General features: G+C 46.6%; 21 protein-coding genes and 1 pseudogene. 15 read left to right on the forward strand and 7 right to left on the reverse strand.

Annotation, left to right across the window (positions count from 1 at the left end):
- The first annotated feature begins 413 nt into the window (after positions 1–413).
- Positions 414–971: a mechanosensitive ion channel domain-containing protein gene (locus tag U9J37_RS19040; protein WP_005470265.1), complete on the forward strand. Its 558-nt coding sequence runs from the start codon at positions 414–416 to the stop codon at positions 969–971.
- The gene (locus tag U9J37_RS19045) at positions 972–1,367 is read left to right on the forward strand and encodes a DUF2391 family protein (protein ID WP_039477498.1); all 396 of its coding nucleotides are present in this window, start codon (positions 972–974) and stop codon (positions 1,365–1,367) included.
- Between the two features lies 1 nt (position 1,368).
- On the opposite strand, the gene norR is transcribed toward U9J37_RS19045, so the two are convergent.
- Complete coding sequence (norR, locus tag U9J37_RS19050) at positions 1,369–2,898, reverse strand: nitric oxide reductase transcriptional regulator NorR (protein WP_005470087.1); 1,530 nt, start codon at positions 2,896–2,898, stop codon at positions 1,369–1,371.
- 112 nt (positions 2,899–3,010) lie between these two features.
- Positions 3,011–3,949 carry a helix-turn-helix domain-containing protein gene (locus tag U9J37_RS19055; protein WP_043886580.1) on the reverse strand — a complete coding sequence of 313 codons (939 nt, stop codon included), beginning with the start codon at positions 3,947–3,949 and terminating at the stop codon, positions 3,011–3,013.
- A 124-nt stretch (positions 3,950–4,073) separates the two neighbouring features.
- Between U9J37_RS19055 and U9J37_RS19060 the strand changes: the two genes are divergently transcribed.
- The 7 genes from U9J37_RS19060 (at position 4,074) to U9J37_RS19090 (ending at position 8,871) form a co-directional block, all read left to right on the forward strand.
- Positions 4,074–4,487 (forward strand): rhodanese-like domain-containing protein, encoded by a 414-nt coding sequence (locus tag U9J37_RS19060; RefSeq protein ID WP_005470237.1) that lies wholly within the window; start codon positions 4,074–4,076, stop codon positions 4,485–4,487.
- Positions 4,488–4,573: 86 nt separating this feature from the next.
- Positions 4,574–4,753 (forward strand): hypothetical protein, encoded by a 180-nt coding sequence (locus tag U9J37_RS19065; RefSeq protein WP_005470166.1) that lies wholly within the window; start codon positions 4,574–4,576, stop codon positions 4,751–4,753.
- A 9-nt stretch (positions 4,754–4,762) separates the two neighbouring features.
- A complete protein-coding gene (locus U9J37_RS19070) occupies positions 4,763–5,971 on the forward strand; it encodes an MFS transporter (protein WP_005470070.1) in 1,209 nt (402 codons plus the stop codon).
- A 41-nt stretch (positions 5,972–6,012) separates the two neighbouring features.
- The gene (locus U9J37_RS19075) at positions 6,013–7,275 is read left to right on the forward strand and encodes a DASH family cryptochrome (protein WP_322414053.1); all 1,263 of its coding nucleotides are present in this window, start codon (positions 6,013–6,015) and stop codon (positions 7,273–7,275) included.
- Positions 7,276–7,358: 83 nt separating this feature from the next.
- On the forward strand, positions 7,359–8,090 hold the full coding sequence (locus tag U9J37_RS19080; protein ID WP_043886579.1) for a sulfite exporter TauE/SafE family protein: 732 nt from the start codon (positions 7,359–7,361) through the stop codon (positions 8,088–8,090).
- Between the two features lie 35 nt (positions 8,091–8,125).
- Entirely contained in the window at positions 8,126–8,419 is a 294-nt protein-coding gene (locus U9J37_RS19085) for an antibiotic biosynthesis monooxygenase family protein (protein WP_005470239.1), read from the forward strand.
- Positions 8,420–8,442: 23 nt separating this feature from the next.
- Positions 8,443–8,871, forward strand: coding sequence for a YccF domain-containing protein (locus tag U9J37_RS19090; protein WP_005470055.1), 429 nt, complete (start codon positions 8,443–8,445; stop codon positions 8,869–8,871).
- Positions 8,872–8,934: 63 nt separating this feature from the next.
- Here the strand turns inward: U9J37_RS19090 and U9J37_RS19095 are convergent.
- From U9J37_RS19095 to U9J37_RS19115, 5 genes and pseudogenes are all read right to left on the reverse strand, one after another.
- A pseudogene (locus U9J37_RS19095) lies at positions 8,935–9,045 on the reverse strand (ABC transporter substrate-binding protein); the annotation flags it as partial.
- Between the two features lie 9 nt (positions 9,046–9,054).
- Positions 9,055–9,921 (reverse strand): hypothetical protein, encoded by an 867-nt coding sequence (locus U9J37_RS19100; RefSeq protein ID WP_005470295.1) that lies wholly within the window; start codon positions 9,919–9,921, stop codon positions 9,055–9,057.
- A 104-nt stretch (positions 9,922–10,025) separates the two neighbouring features.
- Positions 10,026–11,159 (reverse strand): N-acetylglucosamine-6-phosphate deacetylase, encoded by a 1,134-nt coding sequence (gene nagA, locus U9J37_RS19105; protein ID WP_005470299.1) that lies wholly within the window; start codon positions 11,157–11,159, stop codon positions 10,026–10,028.
- 4 nt (positions 11,160–11,163) lie between these two features.
- Entirely contained in the window at positions 11,164–12,027 is an 864-nt protein-coding gene (locus U9J37_RS19110) for an N-acetylmannosamine kinase (protein WP_005470152.1), read from the reverse strand.
- A complete protein-coding gene (locus U9J37_RS19115; protein ID WP_086028683.1) occupies positions 12,015–12,737 on the reverse strand; it encodes a putative N-acetylmannosamine-6-phosphate 2-epimerase in 723 nt (240 codons plus the stop codon). Before U9J37_RS19115 ends, U9J37_RS19110 begins: the two co-directional genes overlap by 13 nt.
- A gap of 237 nt (positions 12,738–12,974) precedes the next feature.
- Between U9J37_RS19115 and U9J37_RS19120 the strand changes: the two genes are divergently transcribed.
- From U9J37_RS19120 to U9J37_RS19145, 6 genes are all read left to right on the forward strand, one after another.
- Complete coding sequence (locus U9J37_RS19120; RefSeq protein WP_005470064.1) at positions 12,975–13,940, forward strand: sialic acid TRAP transporter substrate-binding protein SiaP; 966 nt, start codon at positions 12,975–12,977, stop codon at positions 13,938–13,940.
- 68 nt (positions 13,941–14,008) lie between these two features.
- Positions 14,009–14,518: a TRAP transporter small permease gene (locus tag U9J37_RS19125; protein WP_038135089.1), complete on the forward strand. Its 510-nt coding sequence runs from the start codon at positions 14,009–14,011 to the stop codon at positions 14,516–14,518.
- Positions 14,519–14,527: 9 nt separating this feature from the next.
- The gene (gene siaM / locus U9J37_RS19130) at positions 14,528–15,811 is read left to right on the forward strand and encodes a sialic acid TRAP transporter large permease SiaM (protein WP_005470240.1); all 1,284 of its coding nucleotides are present in this window, start codon (positions 14,528–14,530) and stop codon (positions 15,809–15,811) included.
- 26 nt (positions 15,812–15,837) lie between these two features.
- Entirely contained in the window at positions 15,838–16,728 is an 891-nt protein-coding gene (locus tag U9J37_RS19135; protein WP_005470285.1) for a dihydrodipicolinate synthase family protein, read from the forward strand.
- 213 nt (positions 16,729–16,941) lie between these two features.
- Positions 16,942–17,775 carry a MurR/RpiR family transcriptional regulator gene (locus tag U9J37_RS19140; protein WP_039477473.1) on the forward strand — a complete coding sequence of 278 codons (834 nt, stop codon included), beginning with the start codon at positions 16,942–16,944 and terminating at the stop codon, positions 17,773–17,775.
- Positions 17,776–17,998: 223 nt separating this feature from the next.
- A complete protein-coding gene (locus tag U9J37_RS19145; RefSeq protein WP_005470278.1) occupies positions 17,999–19,156 on the forward strand; it encodes an N-acetylneuraminate epimerase in 1,158 nt (385 codons plus the stop codon).
- Positions 19,157–19,164: the final 8 nt, after the last annotated feature.

Here is a 19,164-nt window from a genome sequence, read left to right on the forward strand (position 1 = left end):
GTTGTTAGAGCAGGGAGCGTGCCAATGTTTTAATTGTTGATTTTTAAAGTTTTATATTAAATTATTTACGACCTTGATGTCATTAAGACACGAGCGGCGTTGTGTTAATGACAACGAGCCTTTGGTAGGTGATTTAGGTTTTCTCTCGACGTTTGGCGGAAAAAACAACAAATCGAGTTAAAACCGCTTGTTATATCGACAGAACTTCAGGGGATGTAAAAATGACAACAAGAACAGCCATTGCGCCGCAGAGCAACAAAATGAGTGGCGCTCTTTGTATCTATGTTTGGCTGTGTTGTGGTTTAATGAACGCCTGTTTTTATAGGGCGTCCCCGCCCAACGCGAGAATTTACTGCTCATGATGAATCGTGCCGCTGATGCTGGGGAGTCGCCTATGTTTGAGATGTTATAGCGTGGATCAATCAATATTAATTTCGCCATTGGTTCAGCAGGTGTTGCTGGGCGTTCTTTTGCTGGGCGGGTACTTGTTGTTAAGAAAGCTAGGGAACCGAGCGATCAGTTCGATCGCGCGGCGTAAGCAAGTCTCGTTAGAGAGAGAAAAATTTATTAGCAAAGCCTTCGGTTTCGGTACCTTTATCATTTTCGCTTCGGTGTTCACTATTTTGTTGGATCTTGGCTTTGGTGATATCTCTTTGTTCCTCTCTTCTATTTTTGCGGTACTTGGCGTGGCATTGGTAGCGCAATGGTCGATGCTGAGTAATTTGACGGCCAGCGTTTTGATCTTCTTTGTCTTTCCTTACCGAATTGGTGATGAAGTAAAAGTCTCTGACAAAGATGACGATATTAGTGGTGTGATTATTGATATTACTATGTTCCACGTAATGTTGCGTCATGCTAGCGGGAACATCATCACTTACCCAAATAGTCTAATCTTGCAAAAGGGCGTAACCAAGATTGTGGCCAAGAAGACGGAACCCTCAGCGCAAGAAGCTGAGATCAAGGCGGAATAAATGAAGCTCAATTTTAATATCGAAGATGCAGGGCAAATATTCGTGGGGGCGTTTGCACTCGCGGTGCCTATCTCTTTTTCCGAGGAGGCATGGAAGTTGGGGGAAACACTTCCTGCTCTGAACATCTTTATGTTGGTCGTACTCTCCACGGTTTTTCTGACCTTGTTCACCTACGAGAGTGTTTTTCAACGCGATATTAAACAGCGCAAAGCCGTGTTTGTGTTTCGGATTGTGTCTGCCTATTTGATGGCGGCGATGGTGGTTGCCTTGGTACTGCTTTGCATCGACAAACTTCCGCTGTTTAGCGATCCATTACTTTCGTTGAGACGGGTGATCGTTATCACCATGCCTGCCTCTATGGGTGCCATCGTGGTCGACAGTTTCGATAAAGAGTGACCTAGCCCACCACCTTGAGTTTTTTCGCCATTCGGTACAAATTACCGCGGTCCATTTGCAAAAATTCCGCGGTTTTTGACCATGTTTGCTCGGATTTTTCATAAGCATGAACAATCAGATCTCGTTGATACTCTTCCACCAAAGAACGAAGACCAGCGCTTTGTTGTGGGAAATACTTTGATGTGCTTTGGGCGTCAGAAGGGCGTAAATCACTATCGAAATGCCGTGGCTGAATGATTGTTTCGTTCTGTTGAATCGCCCGTAACGCTGAGCGTGTCAGAGTGTGTTCTAACTCACGCACATTACCCGGCCAAGGCTGACGCTCTAGTTGGGCGAGGGCTTTTGGGTGAAGGTGCAGGTTAGGAATGTTGAACTGGTTGCGAACCTTTTCTAACAGATAGCCTGACAGGACAGGAATGTCTCCCTCGCGTTTACGTAGTGGTGGCACCGAAATCGGGAAGACATTGAGGCGGTGGTATAAATCGGCTCGAAACTGACCCGCCGCGACTTCTTGTTCTAGATTTCGGTTGGTTGCCGCGATGATTCGAACGTTGACCAACAAATGCTTATCGCTGCCAACTCGTTGCAGTTCACCTTGCTGAATCACTCGTAATAGCTTGGCTTGTAGCAGCAAAGGTAGCTCGCCTAGCTCATCTAAGAAAATGGTGCCCCCATCAGCCAGTTCAAATTTACCTGCTCGCGAATGGTTTGCTCCAGTAAATGCGCCTTTCACATGACCAAACAGCTCGCTCTCTGCCAAACCTTCTGGTAGTGCTGCGCAGTTAACGTAAATCATCGGCTTATCGCTGCGATGAGATTGGGCATGCACACTGTGAGCCACAAGCTCTTTGCCTACGCCAGTTTCTCCGGTGATCAGCACGGCATAATCCGATTTGGCTACCGTCGCGATGTTGCTGCGTAATTGATTGACCTGAGGGCTTAACCCGACTAGCTCTCCTTCTTTGGAGCGTGCCTGCTGGATTAAGGTTTCTGTGACGTGCTTTTGTTTCTTGTTTTGCGCTTTGAGTGCTTTGATTTGGCCAATATTACGCAGGGTAGCAGCGGCAAGGGCAGCGAAGGTTTCAATGGTAACTGACTCAATGGCATCAAAGGCGCCGACTGTCATTGAATCTAAGGTGAGCAAGCCAACCAGTTGCCCATCAACATGCAAACTACGACCCAAACAGTCATGCACATCAAGCTCGGCTTCTTCGCTCAGTAATACGCCACTAAATGGATCGGGTAGGGGGCAGTTTGCATCAAAACGCACCGGCTGTTTGCTTTGCATAATTGCTTCTAAACGAGGGTGCGCCTTAGGGAAGAAACGACGCCCAAGAACACTGTTCGAGAGTCCTTTTACAGCGACAGGTACTAAGAAACCATCTTGATCAAAGATGAATAATGCGCTCGCATCACAAGGAAAAACCTGATCGATGCCATCGATCAAATGCTGATATTGTGCGTCGCTATTTTGATTCGAAGTAAGGTTGAGGGCGATATCAAGCAGCACTTGGCTCATGTGTTGATGCATTCGCGTGTGATCCGTTTGGTCTTGGGTGCGAGCATGCTATCAAGCGGATGTCATTTTCACATCGCACTAATGGGTATAAACGCTATACGGTTGATTTGCATCAAGTGAAATATTAGCCAGCATTGAATTGTGAGCGATATTGCTGCGGTGAAACGCCGACCAAACGGCGAAAGTGGTGCCGCATGGTTGTGGCATTGTCGAAGCCTGCCAGAATAGCCAATCGCTCCACCGAGGTCGATTCTTGTTCCAATAATGCTTTTGCCCTTTCAATTCGCTGCTGGGTTAACCATTCCTTGGGCGACATATTGAAGCTGCTGCGAAATTTGCGATCAAAGGTTCTGCGCGACATATTGGCTTTACTGGCTAAGGTGTCGATTTGAATCACTTTATCTAAGTTACTTTTCGCCCAATCTAAGGTCTGGGAAAACTGGTTGGGAACTTCAAGCAAAGGCGTTTCGACAAACTGAGCTTGGCCGCCAGAGCGATGCCCCGAAACCACCAACCTTTTTGCCACTTGGTTCGCGACTGAGTAGCCAAAGTCGTGGCGAATGACTGCCAGCCCTAAATCTAACGCAGCTGCACTGCCTGCTGAGCAGCCGAGATTGCCGTCAAACACATACAAAACGTCTGGCTGATAGTCGACGTTTGGAAACTGAGTGCGAAACTTTTGCTCATACATCCAATGTGTGGTCGCGTTTTTCCCGTCAAGAAGTCCAAGTTTCGCCAATAAAAATGCGCCGGAGCAGAGGGTTAAAATACGTTTCCCTTGCTGAGCAAACAGGCTCACTTGCTGCTCAATAATCGTGGGAATGGTGAAATCCCAAGTCGGCCAACCAGGAATAATCAGGGTGTCGTAGCGGGTTAAATCTTCTGAGTGCTGAGCGGTTAAGGCTATGCCGCCCGTGGTATTGATGCTTGTCCCTTCGAGATTAATTACATCAGTCTGGTACCAAGCGTCGAACTCAGGTCGTGGCAAAGCAAATAACTCAATGGCGCAGGACATCTCAAATAAGGTGACATGCGAGTGGGCAAGTATGGCTACACGATTCATTTTCCAATCCTTGGTGAACAAATGGTTTGGCTTAATATTAACGAAGCTTGTCTTATAAGCCAATTTTTGTGGCTAAGTTTTGTTCGCATAATGGTAAGCGTTCAAACAAACAGGGAGAAAGAACATGGCAAGTGCAGTATCGCGCGTCGCAGCGGCAAGCAGTGAAGAGGCATTGGCACATTTTGAAGCACTAATGAAGTTTGAAACCGATTGTTGGGATGTGCACCACGCGCTAACCAATGATTTGCAAGACTTTGTACTGGTTGATGTACGAGGTGAAGCGCTGTATGAAGAGGGGCACATTCACGGCGCAATTAATATTCCTCATCCGCGGCTCAATGAAAAGCGATTAGCTGACTTCCCGCAGGAGACCTTGTTTGTCGTCTATTGCGCAGGCCCCCACTGTAACGGGACAGAGAAAGCAGCCATTCGCTTGGCCAAATTAGGTCGACCCGTAAAGAAAATGATTGGTGGCGTGACAGGTTGGCTCGATGAAGGATTTGAGCTGGAGAAGTCACTGTATGCACAAAATGCATAGTCTCCTTGTTTAAATGTCATTTGAGTCATTGCGCGCGGATCTCTACACTTCGCGCTCTTTTGAAACCCATGCTGAGATTTAGAACTATGTTTTCTCAATCACTTTTTGCTCAGCTAATGAGAATGACTTTACTGCTAGTGCTTTCTCTTGTTGCTGTCCATAACTCTCCCAAACTATTGGCGTTATTGGCTCAGCAAGCGATTAATAGCGGCTGTCACCAGACAACAGGTGAAGGCCATGATCATTCTCACCACCATCATCACTAAGGTTATGCGATGAGCATTTTTCGATTTCCAATCATTGTGTGGCTAGGGATCGCCATCTTAATTACCTGTCTGGGTATCAGACAATCTTTTGGCATTTTTATGATGCCAATATCTGAACACTTTCAAACCGGGCGCGAGTTTTTCAGCTTTGCGATTGCCCTGCAAAACCTGTTGTTCGGTGTGTTTCAGCCCTTTGTTGGTATGGCTGCAGACCGGTTTGGCGCGAAACGGATCATCATTTTGGGTGCTATCGCATATGGTTTAGGTTTGTACCTAACCTCTATTGCGGTAGAGCCAAGCATGCTTTACCTGTCACTGGGGGTATTAGTTGGTCTTGGTTTAAGTGCCACAAGTTATGTGATTGTGTTGGGTGCGGTGGCGAAAGTGGTTCCGGCAGAGCACGCTGCAAAAGCGTTCGGTTTGACGACTGCAGCTGGGTCATTTGGTATGTTCGCGATGATCCCAGGCGCGCAAACTATGTTATCTGAGTTTGGCTGGCAAGGCGCGTTGCAGGGCTTTGCGATTCTTTGTTCTACCATGATTGCCTTTGCGTTATTTATGCGTGCACCTAAGCCGTCAGATAATGCTGTAGCGCAAGCTGCGGAGCAACAACAAACACTTAATCAGGCATTAAAAGAGGCATTTAGCCATAAAGGATACTGGTTAATCCATGCGGGCTTCTTTGTTTGTGGCTTCCACGTTATGTTTATTGCCACCCATTTACCAAGCTACTTAGCGGATAAGAACTTGTCGGCGCAAACCGCGGCAATGGCACTCGCGTATGTCGGTATTTTCAACATCTTTGGCTCTTATTTTTGGGGCGTGATGGGTGATAAGTACAGTAAGCGCCACGTGATGTCAGCGTTGTATTTGGTGCGTACGGCTGTGATTGGTGCTTTTGTTACCTTACCTGTCACGGAGCACACGGCGGCGATTTTTGGCGGTGCGATTGGTTTCTGTTGGCTCGGCACGGTGCCATTAACATCAGGTTTAGTTCGTCAGATCTTCGGTGCCAAGTACCTGTCAACTCTGTATGGTTTGGTGTTTTTCACTCACCAAGTCGGCAGCTTTTTAGGCGCTTGGGCAGGCGGACGTATTTACGATTACTACGGCTCGTACGATCCAATCTGGTGGTCAACTGTGGTTCTGGCGTTTGCCGCAGCTCTAATCCACTTGCCAATTAACGATAGACCAGTACAGCGATTAGCAACCGCATAACTGGGTAAACTAAATGCCTCTGTTCTACGTATCGAATAATCGTGCAACGTAGAGGAGGCATTATTGTGCAAACAACGGTTGGCTTATACTGGTTTATCAACGATTTAAGACGCTTAAACAATTCATTACTCGACCGCGCAATAAACGAGGTTGACGAGTTAGTCGCCGTCTATTGCCTACCTCATGTGACAGAATATCTAGCGGCTTTCTCCGGCGAGCACAACCTCGGAACCCACAGAGAGCGGTTTATACACCAGTCCGTTGAGGACCTTTCAGAGAGCCTCGCGGCGTTGGGCGTCGAACTCAATATCGTTGAGCAAGGCACAACAAAAGCCGTGGCAGAGATAATCGAGCAACGAGGCGTTAGCCACCTTTACGTCAGCGAGGTTGCGGGATTTGATGAGACCGTCATGATCAATGTCATCAAGCAGAAATTTCCGACGCTAGAGGTGATTCAGTCTGACAACACCACGCTTTTTCACTCAGATCAGTTGCCGTTTCCACTTGATGAGCTTCCGGCAACCTTTACTCAGTTTCGCAAACAAGTAGAGCCCATTTTTGAGCTTCTTTATCCTTCTCAAGACGCTTTGTATCGTCTCGGTGAGATTGCTACTCCCACGGGGGTTGTTGGCGGCGAGCGTGCTGCGATCCAACACGTGACTTGGTACTTTTCCCAACCTTTTGCCAGTAGCTACAAAGAGACTCGCAACCATTTAGAGGGAGAATCGAGCTCGACGCACTTTTCTCCTTGGCTCGCTCTCGGGTGCATCTCTCCTGCGCAAATTGTCGCTTTGTTACGCCAATATGAGCAACGCAATGGCGCCAATCAGTCGACCTACTGGATTATATTTGAGCTGTTATGGCGCGAGTACTTCTATTGGTACGGGCGCAAGCATCAGCAAAGGGTGTTCTATTTTTCTGGACTGACATCGAAACAAGCACTTAAGCCTTTTGATGATGAAGCGTTTCAACGCTGGGTTAAGGGTGAGACAGATTTTGCTATCGTCAATTCTTGCATGAATCAGCTCAACGAGACAGGTTTTATGTCTAACCGTGGGCGTCAATTGGTGGCGAGTTGTTTGATTCATGAGTTAGGTTTGGATTGGCGACGTGGAGCGGCTTATTTTGAAACTCAACTCATTGACTATGATGTGACGTCAAACTGGGGAAATTGGCAGTATCTAGCGGGTGTTGGCGCTGATCCCAATCCTTCAAGGCGATTTAATTTGGCCAAGCAAGCTGAGCTTTATGACCCCGATTCATCGTTTACTCGCCGATGGCAAAACACAGCGGAAAAACAGTGAGATTTTAATCATTTAAAACGGTCGCATTTTCATCGCGTTAGATTATTATGAAGTTTCTCACTGACTCGTAGTAAATGATGAATATGTACACTGAATGGATAACGCCAGAGGCTCTGATTGCCGCGTTTTTGATCTTCTTAGGATCGTTTGTGCAAACAGCGATTGGATTTGGGCTGGCGATTGTCGCAGCGCCTTTGCTGATTTTGGTGTCCCCAGATTACGTTCCCGCGCCGATTTGCTTGGTGGCGCTATTCATCTCGATTCTCAATGCCTTAAAACACCGCGCTAGCGTAGAAATCGGTGGCTTAAAAATGGCCTTGATAGGGCGAGTTCCCGGGTCTGTTGCGGGTGGGGTGCTGCTTGTTCTAGTCTCTACCGACTTGCTGGCGCTATGGCTTGGTTTACTGGTGCTGTTTGCGGTTGCAGTCAGCTTACTGCCATTTCGAATCGAGCCCACACCGGCAAGGATGGGCATTGCGGGATTCTTCTCTGGCTTTTTTGGAACCAGTTCAGCCATCGGTGGCCCTCCAATGGCACTGCTTTTACAGCATCAAGAGGCGAATCAACTGCGCGGAAATTTGTCGGCGTTTTTTGTCTTTAGTTCCATTATCTCGCTGATCATTCAAATGCCCGCAGGGTTTCTCACATGGCATCACCTTTGGATTTCAATTCCATTGATTCCTGCTTCTTGGGTCGGTTATAAACTGGCGCAGTTAACCACCCACTCTTTACCCAAAGAGAAGATACGTTTGGGCGCACTCGCTCTGTGTACGGTCAGTGGCGCAACGGCGGTATGGCAGGGGTTAATTCAGTAAAACGGGCGCTGTTCATCTTAGGTTAAGGAAAAAACATGATACTGGAAGTCGCAATATTAGATGTGAAGCCGAATTTGGAATCTGAATTCGAGCAAAACTTTGCCAAAGCGCAAACGATCATAGCGTCCATGAAGGGCTATATTTCACACCAACTGCAACGGTGTGTTGAAAACCCGAGCCGTTATATTTTGTTGGTGAATTGGCAAACAATAGAAGACCACGAGCAAGGATTTAGACAGTCCGCGCAATATCAGGAATGGAAGGCACTTTTACATCATTTTTATGATCCCTTCCCAACCGTAGAACACTTTGAAAAGGTCTACGGCTAAGGTTTTCTACAAAGGAGAAACAAGTGTTAAGAGTACTCGGTAATATTATTTGGTTTTTGTGTGGTGGCGTCATCATGGGACTTGCTTGGTGGCTAGTCGGCTTGTTGTGTTTCATCAGCATTATTGGTATTCCGTGGGGACGAGCGTGTTTCGTGATGGGGAACTTCTCTTTCTTCCCGTTCGGACAAGAGGTGATAGGACGAGATGAGCTCACCAAAGAGATGGACATAGGTACCAGCCCGTTAGGCACAATAGGTAACGTGATCTGGTTCTTGTTGGCAGGTATTTGGTTGGCGATTGGTCATATCATGTCGGCAGTGGCGTGTTTTATTACCATTATCGGTATTCCATTCGCACTTCAGCATTTGAAGCTCGCCTACATTTCACTGGCGCCGATTGGTAAAACCGTAGTGCCTAGAGAGAAAGCGGCAATGGCGCGTTACTCTAAGTAAGGCATTAACAGAAAAAGCCCTCAATACTAGATTATTGAGGGCTTTTTGTTTGCGGCTCGAAGGCTATTTGCTTAGCTCTTCTCCATAAATATCAAATGAGAAGTACTTTGCAGCGATTTTGTCGTACGTGCCGTTATCACGAATGCTCTTGATCGCTTGGTTAAGTTTATGAGCAGCGTGGCGTTAGTAGGCTTTAATCCCAAACTCTCGTAATTTACTTGGCAATCGCTCATCAAGGTGCTCTATGTCATCAGGAGTCACTTCGATAAGGGCAAAACCATGCTCTTGGTATAACGCTATTATTTTATCTCGTTGCTTTGCATCGATTTCACCAGAATCACTTCCCCAATATTGGAGATACACTTTTCCTGCCGGCAAGTAAAAGTCACTCAATACGTCTTGTTCGATAGGTAATTGGCGATCGTAGGCATGAACGATGCCGTTCATATAGAGCCAGTTGTCGATGATGAGCTCACCTTTAGAGCGCACATAGTGGCCATCGAGTGTGCGATGTTTGGCTTCAAACTTTTGCCTAAAGCTGGACAAAGATTTGTCTGTCGCATGTGTTTCGGCGTCTTGTCCGGAAAATTCGACGACCGACTGCTTCAAGCGCTTATTACGAATGATGGTATCGTGCCAAACCACAAATTGTGCACCGGTCTCTTTATCTTCTCGTTGATGGCCACCAACAGTAAGACCTGATTGAGTTACCAGCCAACCCTGTTCAGTGCGACTAAGCCAGCCCAGCTCTTGCAGGAGTTGATTGATTTTCTTCGCTGGCAGAGAAAAGCGCTGGCCCATTTGAGTAGCAGAGAGTGTATTACCACTGGTCGCAGCATGATCGATGAGGAGGTTTTGTGGCCAAACAATAAACTTTCCAAATTTGGCGTGCGTGATGTACTCACCGCCAAACTTAGCCCCAATCTCGGTGAGCACCCAACCTTCGTCACCTCGGTTGATATAGCCAGCATTTTTTAACTCGGTAAAGAGTTCTTTCGCATCTTGTTGACGCAATTTGGCTAGGGCGGTGGTGGATAGTTTATCTGACATAGTGCGCTCCTTGATCTTACAATCATTGTTGAGGGAAAACGCACTAGGGTCAAGTGGCTGATTTTTCGATAGTAAAAGGCGTTTATTGCAACGCCTTGGTTGAGTTAGTAGAGTTTACCATCGACGAGTACCGCTCGAGATTGATATTCATTAGATAGGACAGTTGCAGCAGCTTTAAAACCCGGTCTGAGATAACCAAGCTGCTCACATTTGAGCGCCTGAGCAGGGTAGGTTGAAGCCATTTTTAAAACCTCTGCTTCATCTATACCCCATTGAATCGCATTGGCCACGGATTCATCCATCCCTATGTGGGCTCCAGCGAGTGCACCTTCTTGATTGACGAGCTTGCCATTAACCACCGAGATAACCTCACCATCAAGCTCAAACTGATCATTGGCACTGCCCACCGAGCCCATCGCATCGGTGACTATCAACAACTTGCCTTTCGGTTTTATTCTATGTGCTAGCAAGACACTTTGAGGGTGAACATGGATGCCATCAGTGATGATGGAACACCAAGCATGATCGGTGAGCAGCGCTGTTCCGACAGCCCCGGGAGCTCTCCCTTCGAGTGGTGACATAGCGTTAAACAAATGAGTAAACCCATCAATATGTTTAAGCTTTTCCGCAGGCAGTTGCTCAAAAGTAGCGTTTGAGTGCCCGCACGAAATCATCGCTCCCCTTGCTTCTAGCCAAGACAGGGCGCCAATATCAACGCGTTCAGTGGCACAAGTGATTAAGATCTGTCCTTTGTCTGGCCAGGGTAACTGCTGTAAAGACTCTAGGCTAGGTGAATAGAATAAGGCAGAGTCATGCGCGCCTTTTTTGGCCGGATTTAGCCATGGCCCCTCCAAGTGTATGCCCAGCACTCCTGGTAATCGATCATTGAGTGCCTGCTGGCAAGCCAACAAGGCCTCTGAAATTTTGGTTGGTGTCGCACTTATCAGTGTTGGCAGCAAGTAGGCTGTGCCGTGCTTCCTGTGCGCCTCGGTGATGGTTTGCATGGCCGCTGGCGCAGTGTCGTTGTTGAACATCACCCCTCCGCCGCCATTAACTTGAATATCGATAAATCCGGGGCAGATTATTGAGTCACTAAAGTGTTGAACAGGTATCTCACTCGAAAGCTCTTCGAGTGGGACAATGGCTTCAATATGGTTATCGCGCCATAATAGAGCAGAGTTGCTGTGGTACTGACGTCCATCAAAGATACGCGGAGCGGAAATGGCGTTGAGTATCATAAGATTATTCCTTGAATTGATAGGCTGCGCCCAGTAGACACGCGTCGTAGTCACCTTTGGCTGCCACCACTGAGACCTGAAATGCTCCTGGTCTAGAGGCTATCGCTTTATTGACTCGGTCAAGGTAACCTGTTGCCAAGCCGATGCCTCCGCCTAAGACAATAATGTCGAGGTCTAATGTGGCTTTGAGATTACAACAAAGCGCTGCAATAGCGTTGGCACTTCGAGCAATAATGGCCTCTGCATGCTGACTTTTACTTGCAAGGGAGAACAGGTCAATGTTCGAAATATGCGGGAAGAAATAGTCATCACTGGCCTTTTTAATCGCGGTTCCTGAAGCGATAGCTTCAACACACCCTGTTTGACCACAACCGCATTTGGGACCATCAAGTTCAACAACGGTATGTCCAATGTGGCCTGCTAGACCTGCATTTCCTTGATGCAATTGGCGATTAATGACAACCCCGCCTCCCACGCCCGTTGAGACGGTAATAAACGCCATGTTGTCTATTGTGCTCCCGAGAGCTTTGAATTCATACCATGCAGCTGCTTGGGCATCGTTGAGCATCGCGACTGGCTTATTGGTCAGTGATTCCAGCGCTTGGGCAAGTGGGAAAGGGCTTGGAAAAGCTAAGGTATCTGGGTTGATGGCTGAAATACCGTCTTTGGTGATTAAGCCCGTTGTTGAAACCCCGATTTTGTTTATCTCTGGCAGCCACTTATCGGCGTGCGCGAGAATCACTTGCGCAAACTGCTCTGCATTTTGCGCTTTAGGTGTCGGGAACTGGGTGCGTTCAATTAGTTGACCATTTCTGACTAAGCCTAAGGCTATCTTGGTGCCGCCAATGTCGATGGCTAGTGTGTGCATTGCTTTTCCCCTACCGCTTGTGTCGCTGCATTAAACCAGTTGGTGACCACTTCTAGGCGAGTAATCGCAGAACCGACAGTAACCGCCACTGCGCCTGCTTGTATCGCTTGAGCTGCTAGTTCGGGTGTGTTGTAGCGACCTTCTGCCATTGTAAAGAATCCCGCTTGGGAAAACTGTTTCACCAATTGCAGATCTGGTTCTGTGGGCTCTACATCGCCGACGTAGCCCGATAGTGTTGAGCCAATAATTTCAACTCCCTGTGAGTTGGCCCATTCGCCATCTTCAAAACAAGAGCTGTCTGCCATGGCAAAGCACCCCGAGTTTTTGATCGCTTGAGCAATGTGTTCGCGGCTTTCTGGACGCTTACGATCAGTGGCATCAAAAGCAATGATGGTGGCTCCCGCATTCGCAAGGTTATCAACATCACGGGCAAAAGGTGTGATGCGAACAGGACTGTCCTGCAAGTCACGTTTCACAATTCCAATAATTGGTACACTGACCACTGCAGCCACAGCGGCGACATTTTCGACACCTTCAATACGAAGAGCTTTCGCTCCAGCTTGTTCTGCAGCTAGCGCCATCGCGACGATAAATTCTGTTTTTTCTAATGGACTACCAACGACAGGTTGAATAGAAACCACAGTTTGACCTAGCAAAGATGATTTTAACTCATTGATATTTAGATTTTTTGTTCTCACGACGGGCCTCATAAATTAAGCGTTGCGTTGCGGAGTGATGAGAAGAAAACGATCCATCACAATTCGTCTAATCAGTCTGCCAATTGATAACGTTGGCGAATTTTTGTCCGCGATCACATTTTGCAAAAAGTTGGTTTGAAAATAATCTTCACGGCAATAATAATCCATAACGAAGATTTTTTTCAAACAAAATAAAAGTTTTTTTTGAAATTGGTGAAACAAGGTAAAAATCGAATAAAAGGGAATAATATGAAAGCCATCAACAAACTTACTATCGCTATGCTGGCTCTTGGTTGTGCAGTTTCCGTTAACGCTGAAACCACGCTAAAAATGGGTATGCAAGCTTCTGTTGGTTCTGTCGAATACACGTCGGCGAAGCTTCTAGCGGACACAATTGAAGAGATGAGTAATGGCGAGTTGAAGCTAGCACTGTACCCAAGTGCTCAGCTAGGTGATGACCGAGCGATGCTTCAGCAACTGAGTATGGGTGATTTGGATATCACTTACGCTGAATTTGGTCGAATGGGTCTTTGGATCCCACGTGCCGAAGCGGTAACACTGCCTTATGTTGCCCGCGATTATGATCACTTACGTCGTATGTTTGATTCGGAATTTGGTCAAGGTGTTCGTGAAGAAATGCTGACTAAGTTTAACTGGCGTGCGCTAGATACTTGGTACAATGGTACGCGTGAAACCACTTCTAACCGCCCTCTAAATAACATTGAAGACTTTAAAGGTCTTAAATTACGTGTGCCAAACGCTAAGCCAAATCTGAACTATGCAAAACTGTCAGGTGCATCTCCAACACCGATGGCTTTCTCTGAAGTTTACCTAGCACTGCAAACTAACGCTGTTGATGGCCAAGAGAACCCGTTGCCAACCATCAAGACCATGAAGTTCTATGAAGTTCAAGGTAACTTGGCGATGACTAACCACATCGTTAATGACCAGATGGTGATCATTTCTGAGCCGACGTGGCAAAAGCTTTCAGCGGAAGAAAAAGAGATCGTTAATAAAGCCGTGGCTAAAGCGGGTGCTGCGCACACTGCATCTGTGAAACAGCAAGAAGCAGAACTGATTTCATTCTTTGAAAAACAAGGCGTGAATGTCACTTACCCAGATCTAGCTCCATTCCGTGAAGCAATGCAGCCGTTGTACGCTGAGTTTGAAGAAAAGATCGGCGAGCCTGTGGTTAAGAAACTCGCAGCTATGTAAGGAAATAAACGAGACAGTTTATTTCGATTATTCAGGCTGGCCTCACTTGGCCAGCCATGGAGCTCAAGATGTTTAAGAAGATAATTGAAAATATTGAAGAGATCATAACCGTACCTTTAATGGTGGTGCTTTTGGTGGTTCTGACCTGGCAGATTGGTACCCGTTGGTTACTCAATGATCCTTCTCTTTGGAGTGAAGAACTCGCCCGAGTTCTGTTTATGTATATGTCGTTAATTGGTTGTGCGATTGCGATTAAGCGCAATACACACGTCAACATCACTTTTTTCTCAGATAAATTGCCTGAAAAAGCCCGCTTGGCATTAGTGCTGTCATTAGAAGTTGCGGTGCTGTTTTCTATCATCGCCATCATCTATTTAGGCTACCAACACGTTCAGCGTACTGCGTTCTTCGAGTTGATTACTTTAGGGGTATCAAGCAGTTGGATGAACTATAGCTTGCCTTTAGGTGGACTATTTATGGTGTTCAGACAGCTTGAGAAAATGTTTGGACTTTCAAAGCAACTGTTTGGTTGCACTAAAGATGCTCAGGCATCTAACTCGCAAATGGCACAGAGGTAGGGAATCCTTATGGCAGGTTCAATTTTTGGCTGGCTAGGGCTACTGTTTGCAGGTATGCCGGTAGGCTTTTCGCTGATTTTCGTTGCATTGGTGTTCTTGCTTGTTACCAATAGCACAGGTATTAACTTTGCTGCTCAACAAATGCTGGGTGGTATCGACAACTTCACATTGTTAGCGGTTCCGTTTTTTGTGTTGACTGGCCACTTGATGAATAGCGCAGGCATCACAGAGCGAATCTTTAACTTTGCTAAATCTATGGTTGGCCATATTACGGGCAGTTTGGGTCACGTAAACATCATGGCGAGCTTACTGTTTTCTGGTATGTCAGGTTCGGCTTTGGCTGATGCGGGTGGTTTAGGACAACTCGAAATTAAGTCGATGCGTGATGCAAAATATGACGATGATTTCGCCGGTGGTTTGACTGCAGCCTCTTGTATTATTGGTCCATTGGTTCCCCCTTCCATTCCTTTGGTCATCTATGGTGTGGTCTCTAATACGTCCATCGGTGCTTTATTCTTGGCGGGTGCGATTCCTGGGCTATTGTGTTGTGCCGCTCTGATGACGATGAGCTACTTTATCTGTAAGAAGCGTGGCTATATGACATTGCCGCGTGCATCACGTAAAGCGCAGTTAAAATCTTTTAAAGAAGCTTTCCTATCTTTGCTGACGCCTGTGATCATTATTGGCGGTATCTTCTCAGGTAAGTTCACGCCAACGGAAGCGGCGGTCGTTTCTTCTCTATACGCTTTGTTCTTAGGTACAGTCGTGTACAAGCAACTTACGCTAAGCGGCTTTGTTGAAATTTTAAGAGAAACGGTTAACACCACGGCTGTGGTTGCGTTAATGGTGATGGGTGTAACGGTATTTGGTTGGATTGTTGCGCGTGAACAGCTGCCACAAATGCTTGCTGATTACTTCCTAACCATCAGTGAGAACCCACTCGTTTTACTACTACTTATCAACTTACTGCTACTGTTCTTGGGAACCTTTATTGAATCATTGGCGCTATTGCTGCTGCTGGTTCCTTTCCTAGTACCTGTCGCGGGTGCGGTGGGCATCGACCCAGTTCACTTTGGTGTAATGGCTATCTTGAACCTGATGATCGGTATCTTAACTCCGCCGATGGGCATGGCGTTATACGTCGTATCACGTGTGGGTGACATTCCATTCCACGTGTTGACGCGCGGCGTGATTCCATTGCTTGTGCCGCTATTTATCGTGCTTGCACTCGTTGCCGTTTTCCCTCAATTCACTCTGTTGCTTCCTGAAATCTTCTTGGGCTACGGACAGTAGAAACAAAATTATTAAAGGTATTAAAAATGAATAAGTTAACTGGCCTAATTGCCGCTCCCCACACCCCGTTTGACGCAAACAACAAAGTCAACTTTGCGGCAATCGATCAAATTGCTGAGCTACTGATTGAGCAAGGCGTAAAGGGGGCGTATGTATGTGGTACCACTGGAGAAGGGATTCATTGTTCGGTAGAAGAACGTAAAGCGATAGCCGAGCGCTGGGTGAAAGTGGCAGATGGAAAGCTTGATTTGATTCTGCACACTGGCGCTCTGAGTATTGTTGATACGCTGAACTTAACTGAGCATGCGGAAACCCTCGATATTCTAGCGACGTCAGCAATCGGACCATGTTTCTTTAAGCCAGGTAGCGTTGATGATCTTGTCGAATATTGCGCGCAGGTTGCGGCTGCCGCGCCATCGAAAGGTTTCTACTACTACCACTCTGGCATGTCTGGGGTAAATCTCGATCTAGAACAGTTTTTGATCAAAGGTGAGCAGCGCATTCCAAACCTTTCAGGTGCTAAGTTCAATAACGCTGATCTATATGAGTACCAACGATGTGTGCGTGTCTCTGGTGGCAAGTTTGATATTCCTTTCGGTGTCGATGAGTTTCTACCTGCAGGCCTTGCAGTAGGCGCCGTTGGGGCGGTTGGCAGTACCTATAACTATGCCGCGCCGCTTTATTTGCAGATCATTGAAGCGTTTAATCAAGGTAAGCATGATGAAGTGGCTGCATTAATGGACAAAGTCATCGCGATTATCCGTGTGTTGGTTGAGTATGGCGGTGTTGCCGCAGGTAAAGTGGCGATGCAATTACACGGTATTGATGCTGGTGACCCTCGCCAACCAATCCGTGCACTAAGCGCAAACCAAAAAGCCGATGTGTTGGCGAAACTGCGTGACGCAAACTTTCTCTAATTAAGTCAAAGGGGGAGGTTTGCCTCCCTCATATTGATGCTTCTAATTCTCAGAGGTTTATATGCAGGGCATTTACCTTCCCTTGATGACATAACAACATGATTGAAGCTTTTAGTTTCAATAACTTTATGTGATTATCAAGCCTATGCTGGTGTTCAAAGCAGACTGAGTTTGATACTTTTAGCTCAGCCAAATAAATGTAAAGAGGCCCTAGTGAATTCGCCTAAAAATCTATTAGTTCGATTGCGTTCTAATATTGAGCCGTTGAGCAAAAAACTAAGACTAGTTGCTGACTACGTGCTAGAAAACGCTCATGACGTTCAGTTCCAAACTATCACCGATCTTGCTCGTAATACTCAAACGAGTGAAGCCACGGTGGTGCGTTTATGTCGCGATATGGGCTACAAAGGTTATTCTGATTTCAGAATGGCACTGGCGGTTGATTTAAGTCAGACGGCCTCACAGAACCAAACCCCAGTTGAAGGTGATATTTGCGATATCTCTGCGCAAAGCGCCGTAGATAGCCTGCAAGATACGGCTAAGCTGATTGACCGTAAATCATTGGCACGTATCTGCGAGTTGGTTCATAACGCTCGTTTCATCGGCTGCGTCGGTGTTGGTGCATCAAGTATTGTTGGGCGCTACTTAGCTTACCGTTTAGTGCGTATTGGCAAAAAAGCCATTATGTACGAGGACACACACTTGGCTGCAATGAGTGCAGGCCGCAGTGACAGTGGTGATATGTGGTTTTCTGTGTCGAGCTCAGGTTCGACCAAAGAGGTTATCCACGCGGCGACACAAGCCCATCGACGCGGTGTTCCGGTTGTCTCATTGACGAATATTAGTCACAGCCCACTATCGGCTATTTCCGATGAACTCTTGGTCGCAGCAAGGCCAGAAGGTCCATTGACTGGCGGTGCATTTGCTTCCAAAGTTGGTGCGTTATTATTGGTTGATGCCCTGATCAACACCTTATTAGACAGCTACCCAGAATATACCGAATCAGTAATGGAGACGGCGGAAGTGGTTCTGCCATTAATGAAGTAACTCTATTTTATTGATTTAAAAGCCATTATTAAAAGCTCATCAAAATGATGGGCTTTTATTATATTTAATGGTGAAAATATTTTTTATTGTTAAGTTGATCAAAGAAATATTTTTTCATTGATCAATAATTAGTATAAATTTTGTACAAAGGCGTAATTAAAAATGACTGCGCCAATCCATGACCGAATGAGTGGTAGGGTCACCCAATAAGGAAATAACAATAATGACTATCAAAAACTCAATACTTCATACACCTTTGCTTGCTGCTTCTCTGGTGTTGAGTGTTAACGCACTGGCTGCCAATGAGTGGCCTGATCTTCCTGTAGGCATTAAAAGTGGCGTGAGCGCCCAAGCTGGCAATAAAGTCTTCGTTGGACTTGGTTCGGCGGGACAAGACTTTTACATGCTTGATCTAAATAACCTATCTCAAGGTTGGCAAAAACGAGCTGACTTTAGTGGCCCTGCCCGCAATGGGGCAACGGCATCTGTGATTGACAACGAAATTTATGTCTTTGGTGGCTCGGGCAAAATCAACGCGTCTGATGCCGCGCCAATCTTGTTTGATAGCGTATATCGATATGACGTTGAGTCAGACTCTTGGGAGCAAGCGAATACGACTTCTCCCGTGGGTCTGCTAGGCGCTGCGTCCTACTCGCCGGATGGCAAACAAGTGGTCTTTTTCGGTGGATACAACAAAGCTTACTTTGACCAATACCTTCATGACGTACTGACGACGGACAAAAAATCGGAGCCAGAAGCTTGGCAGAAAATCGTCGATGACTACATGGGAATGAAACCAACAGACTATAAATGGAATCGCCAAGTTTTAAGTTACCAACCTGCTACAGGTAAGTGGAGTGATCTCGGCCAGTCACCTTACCTACCAAATTGTGGTAGTGCGCTAGTCGCTAAGGGTGAACAGGCGCTTTTGATTAGCGGGGAAATAAAGCCGGGTCTAAGAACAGCAGAGGTTAAAACCTATCAATTTGGCCTACAGCAACCGTGGCAAAGCTTACATTCGCTGCCTGCACCTAAGTCTTTAGATGTGCAAGAAGGGGTCGCAGGGGCGTTTGCAGGTGAGAGTAATGGTGTGGTGATTGTTGCTGGTGGAGCCAACTTCCATGGAGCTAGATCTGCATTTGAGAGCGGCAAAATGTTCGCTCATGACGGACTCAGCAAAGCATTCAACCCAGAGATTTATGTGCAAAAAGAAGGCTTGTGGAAACAAGTGAATAACCTGCCAGAGGGCCTTGCTTATGGCGCGTCATTCAATGCGTCGAAAGGGGTATTGATTGCAGGTGGTGAAAAGAGCGACCGCAGTGCAAGCAACAAGGTCTATATGCTGTCGTGGAATGGTTCATCAGTAGACATTAACGATTAAGGAGCTCA

The sequence above is a fragment of the Vibrio sp. 16 genome (genome assembly GCF_963681195.1).
Lineage (GTDB): Bacteria > Pseudomonadota > Gammaproteobacteria > Enterobacterales > Vibrionaceae > Vibrio > Vibrio sinaloensis_D.

Bases quoted from the DNA above. Each gene is read 5' to 3' on its own strand.
- siaM (WP_005470240.1), top strand. From the start codon at position 14,528: ATGGCAGGTTCAATTTTTGGCTGGCTAGGGCTACTGTTTGCAGGTATG.
- U9J37_RS19115 (WP_086028683.1), bottom strand. From the start codon at position 12,737: ATGAGGCCCGTCGTGAGAACAAAAAATCTAAATATCAATGAGTTAAAA.
- U9J37_RS19135 (WP_005470285.1), top strand. From the start codon at position 15,838: ATGAATAAGTTAACTGGCCTAATTGCCGCTCCCCACACCCCGTTTGAC.
- U9J37_RS19145 (WP_005470278.1), top strand. From the start codon at position 17,999: ATGACTATCAAAAACTCAATACTTCATACACCTTTGCTTGCTGCTTCT.
- U9J37_RS19045 (WP_039477498.1), top strand. From the start codon at position 972: ATGAAGCTCAATTTTAATATCGAAGATGCAGGGCAAATATTCGTGGGG.
- norR (WP_005470087.1), bottom strand. From the start codon at position 2,898: ATGCATCAACACATGAGCCAAGTGCTGCTTGATATCGCCCTCAACCTT.
- U9J37_RS19055 (WP_043886580.1), bottom strand. From the start codon at position 3,949: ATGAATCGTGTAGCCATACTTGCCCACTCGCATGTCACCTTATTTGAG.
- U9J37_RS19100 (WP_005470295.1), bottom strand. From the start codon at position 9,921: ATGTCAGATAAACTATCCACCACCGCCCTAGCCAAATTGCGTCAACAA.
- U9J37_RS19110 (WP_005470152.1), bottom strand. From the start codon at position 12,027: ATGCACACACTAGCCATCGACATTGGCGGCACCAAGATAGCCTTAGGC.
- nagA (WP_005470299.1), bottom strand. From the start codon at position 11,159: ATGATACTCAACGCCATTTCCGCTCCGCGTATCTTTGATGGACGTCAG.
- U9J37_RS19085 (WP_005470239.1), top strand. From the start codon at position 8,126: ATGATACTGGAAGTCGCAATATTAGATGTGAAGCCGAATTTGGAATCT.
- U9J37_RS19060 (WP_005470237.1), top strand. From the start codon at position 4,074: ATGGCAAGTGCAGTATCGCGCGTCGCAGCGGCAAGCAGTGAAGAGGCA.
- U9J37_RS19125 (WP_038135089.1), top strand. From the start codon at position 14,009: ATGTTTAAGAAGATAATTGAAAATATTGAAGAGATCATAACCGTACCT.
- U9J37_RS19120 (WP_005470064.1), top strand. From the start codon at position 12,975: ATGAAAGCCATCAACAAACTTACTATCGCTATGCTGGCTCTTGGTTGT.
- U9J37_RS19065 (WP_005470166.1), top strand. From the start codon at position 4,574: ATGTTTTCTCAATCACTTTTTGCTCAGCTAATGAGAATGACTTTACTG.
- U9J37_RS19080 (WP_043886579.1), top strand. From the start codon at position 7,359: ATGTACACTGAATGGATAACGCCAGAGGCTCTGATTGCCGCGTTTTTG.
- U9J37_RS19070 (WP_005470070.1), top strand. From the start codon at position 4,763: ATGAGCATTTTTCGATTTCCAATCATTGTGTGGCTAGGGATCGCCATC.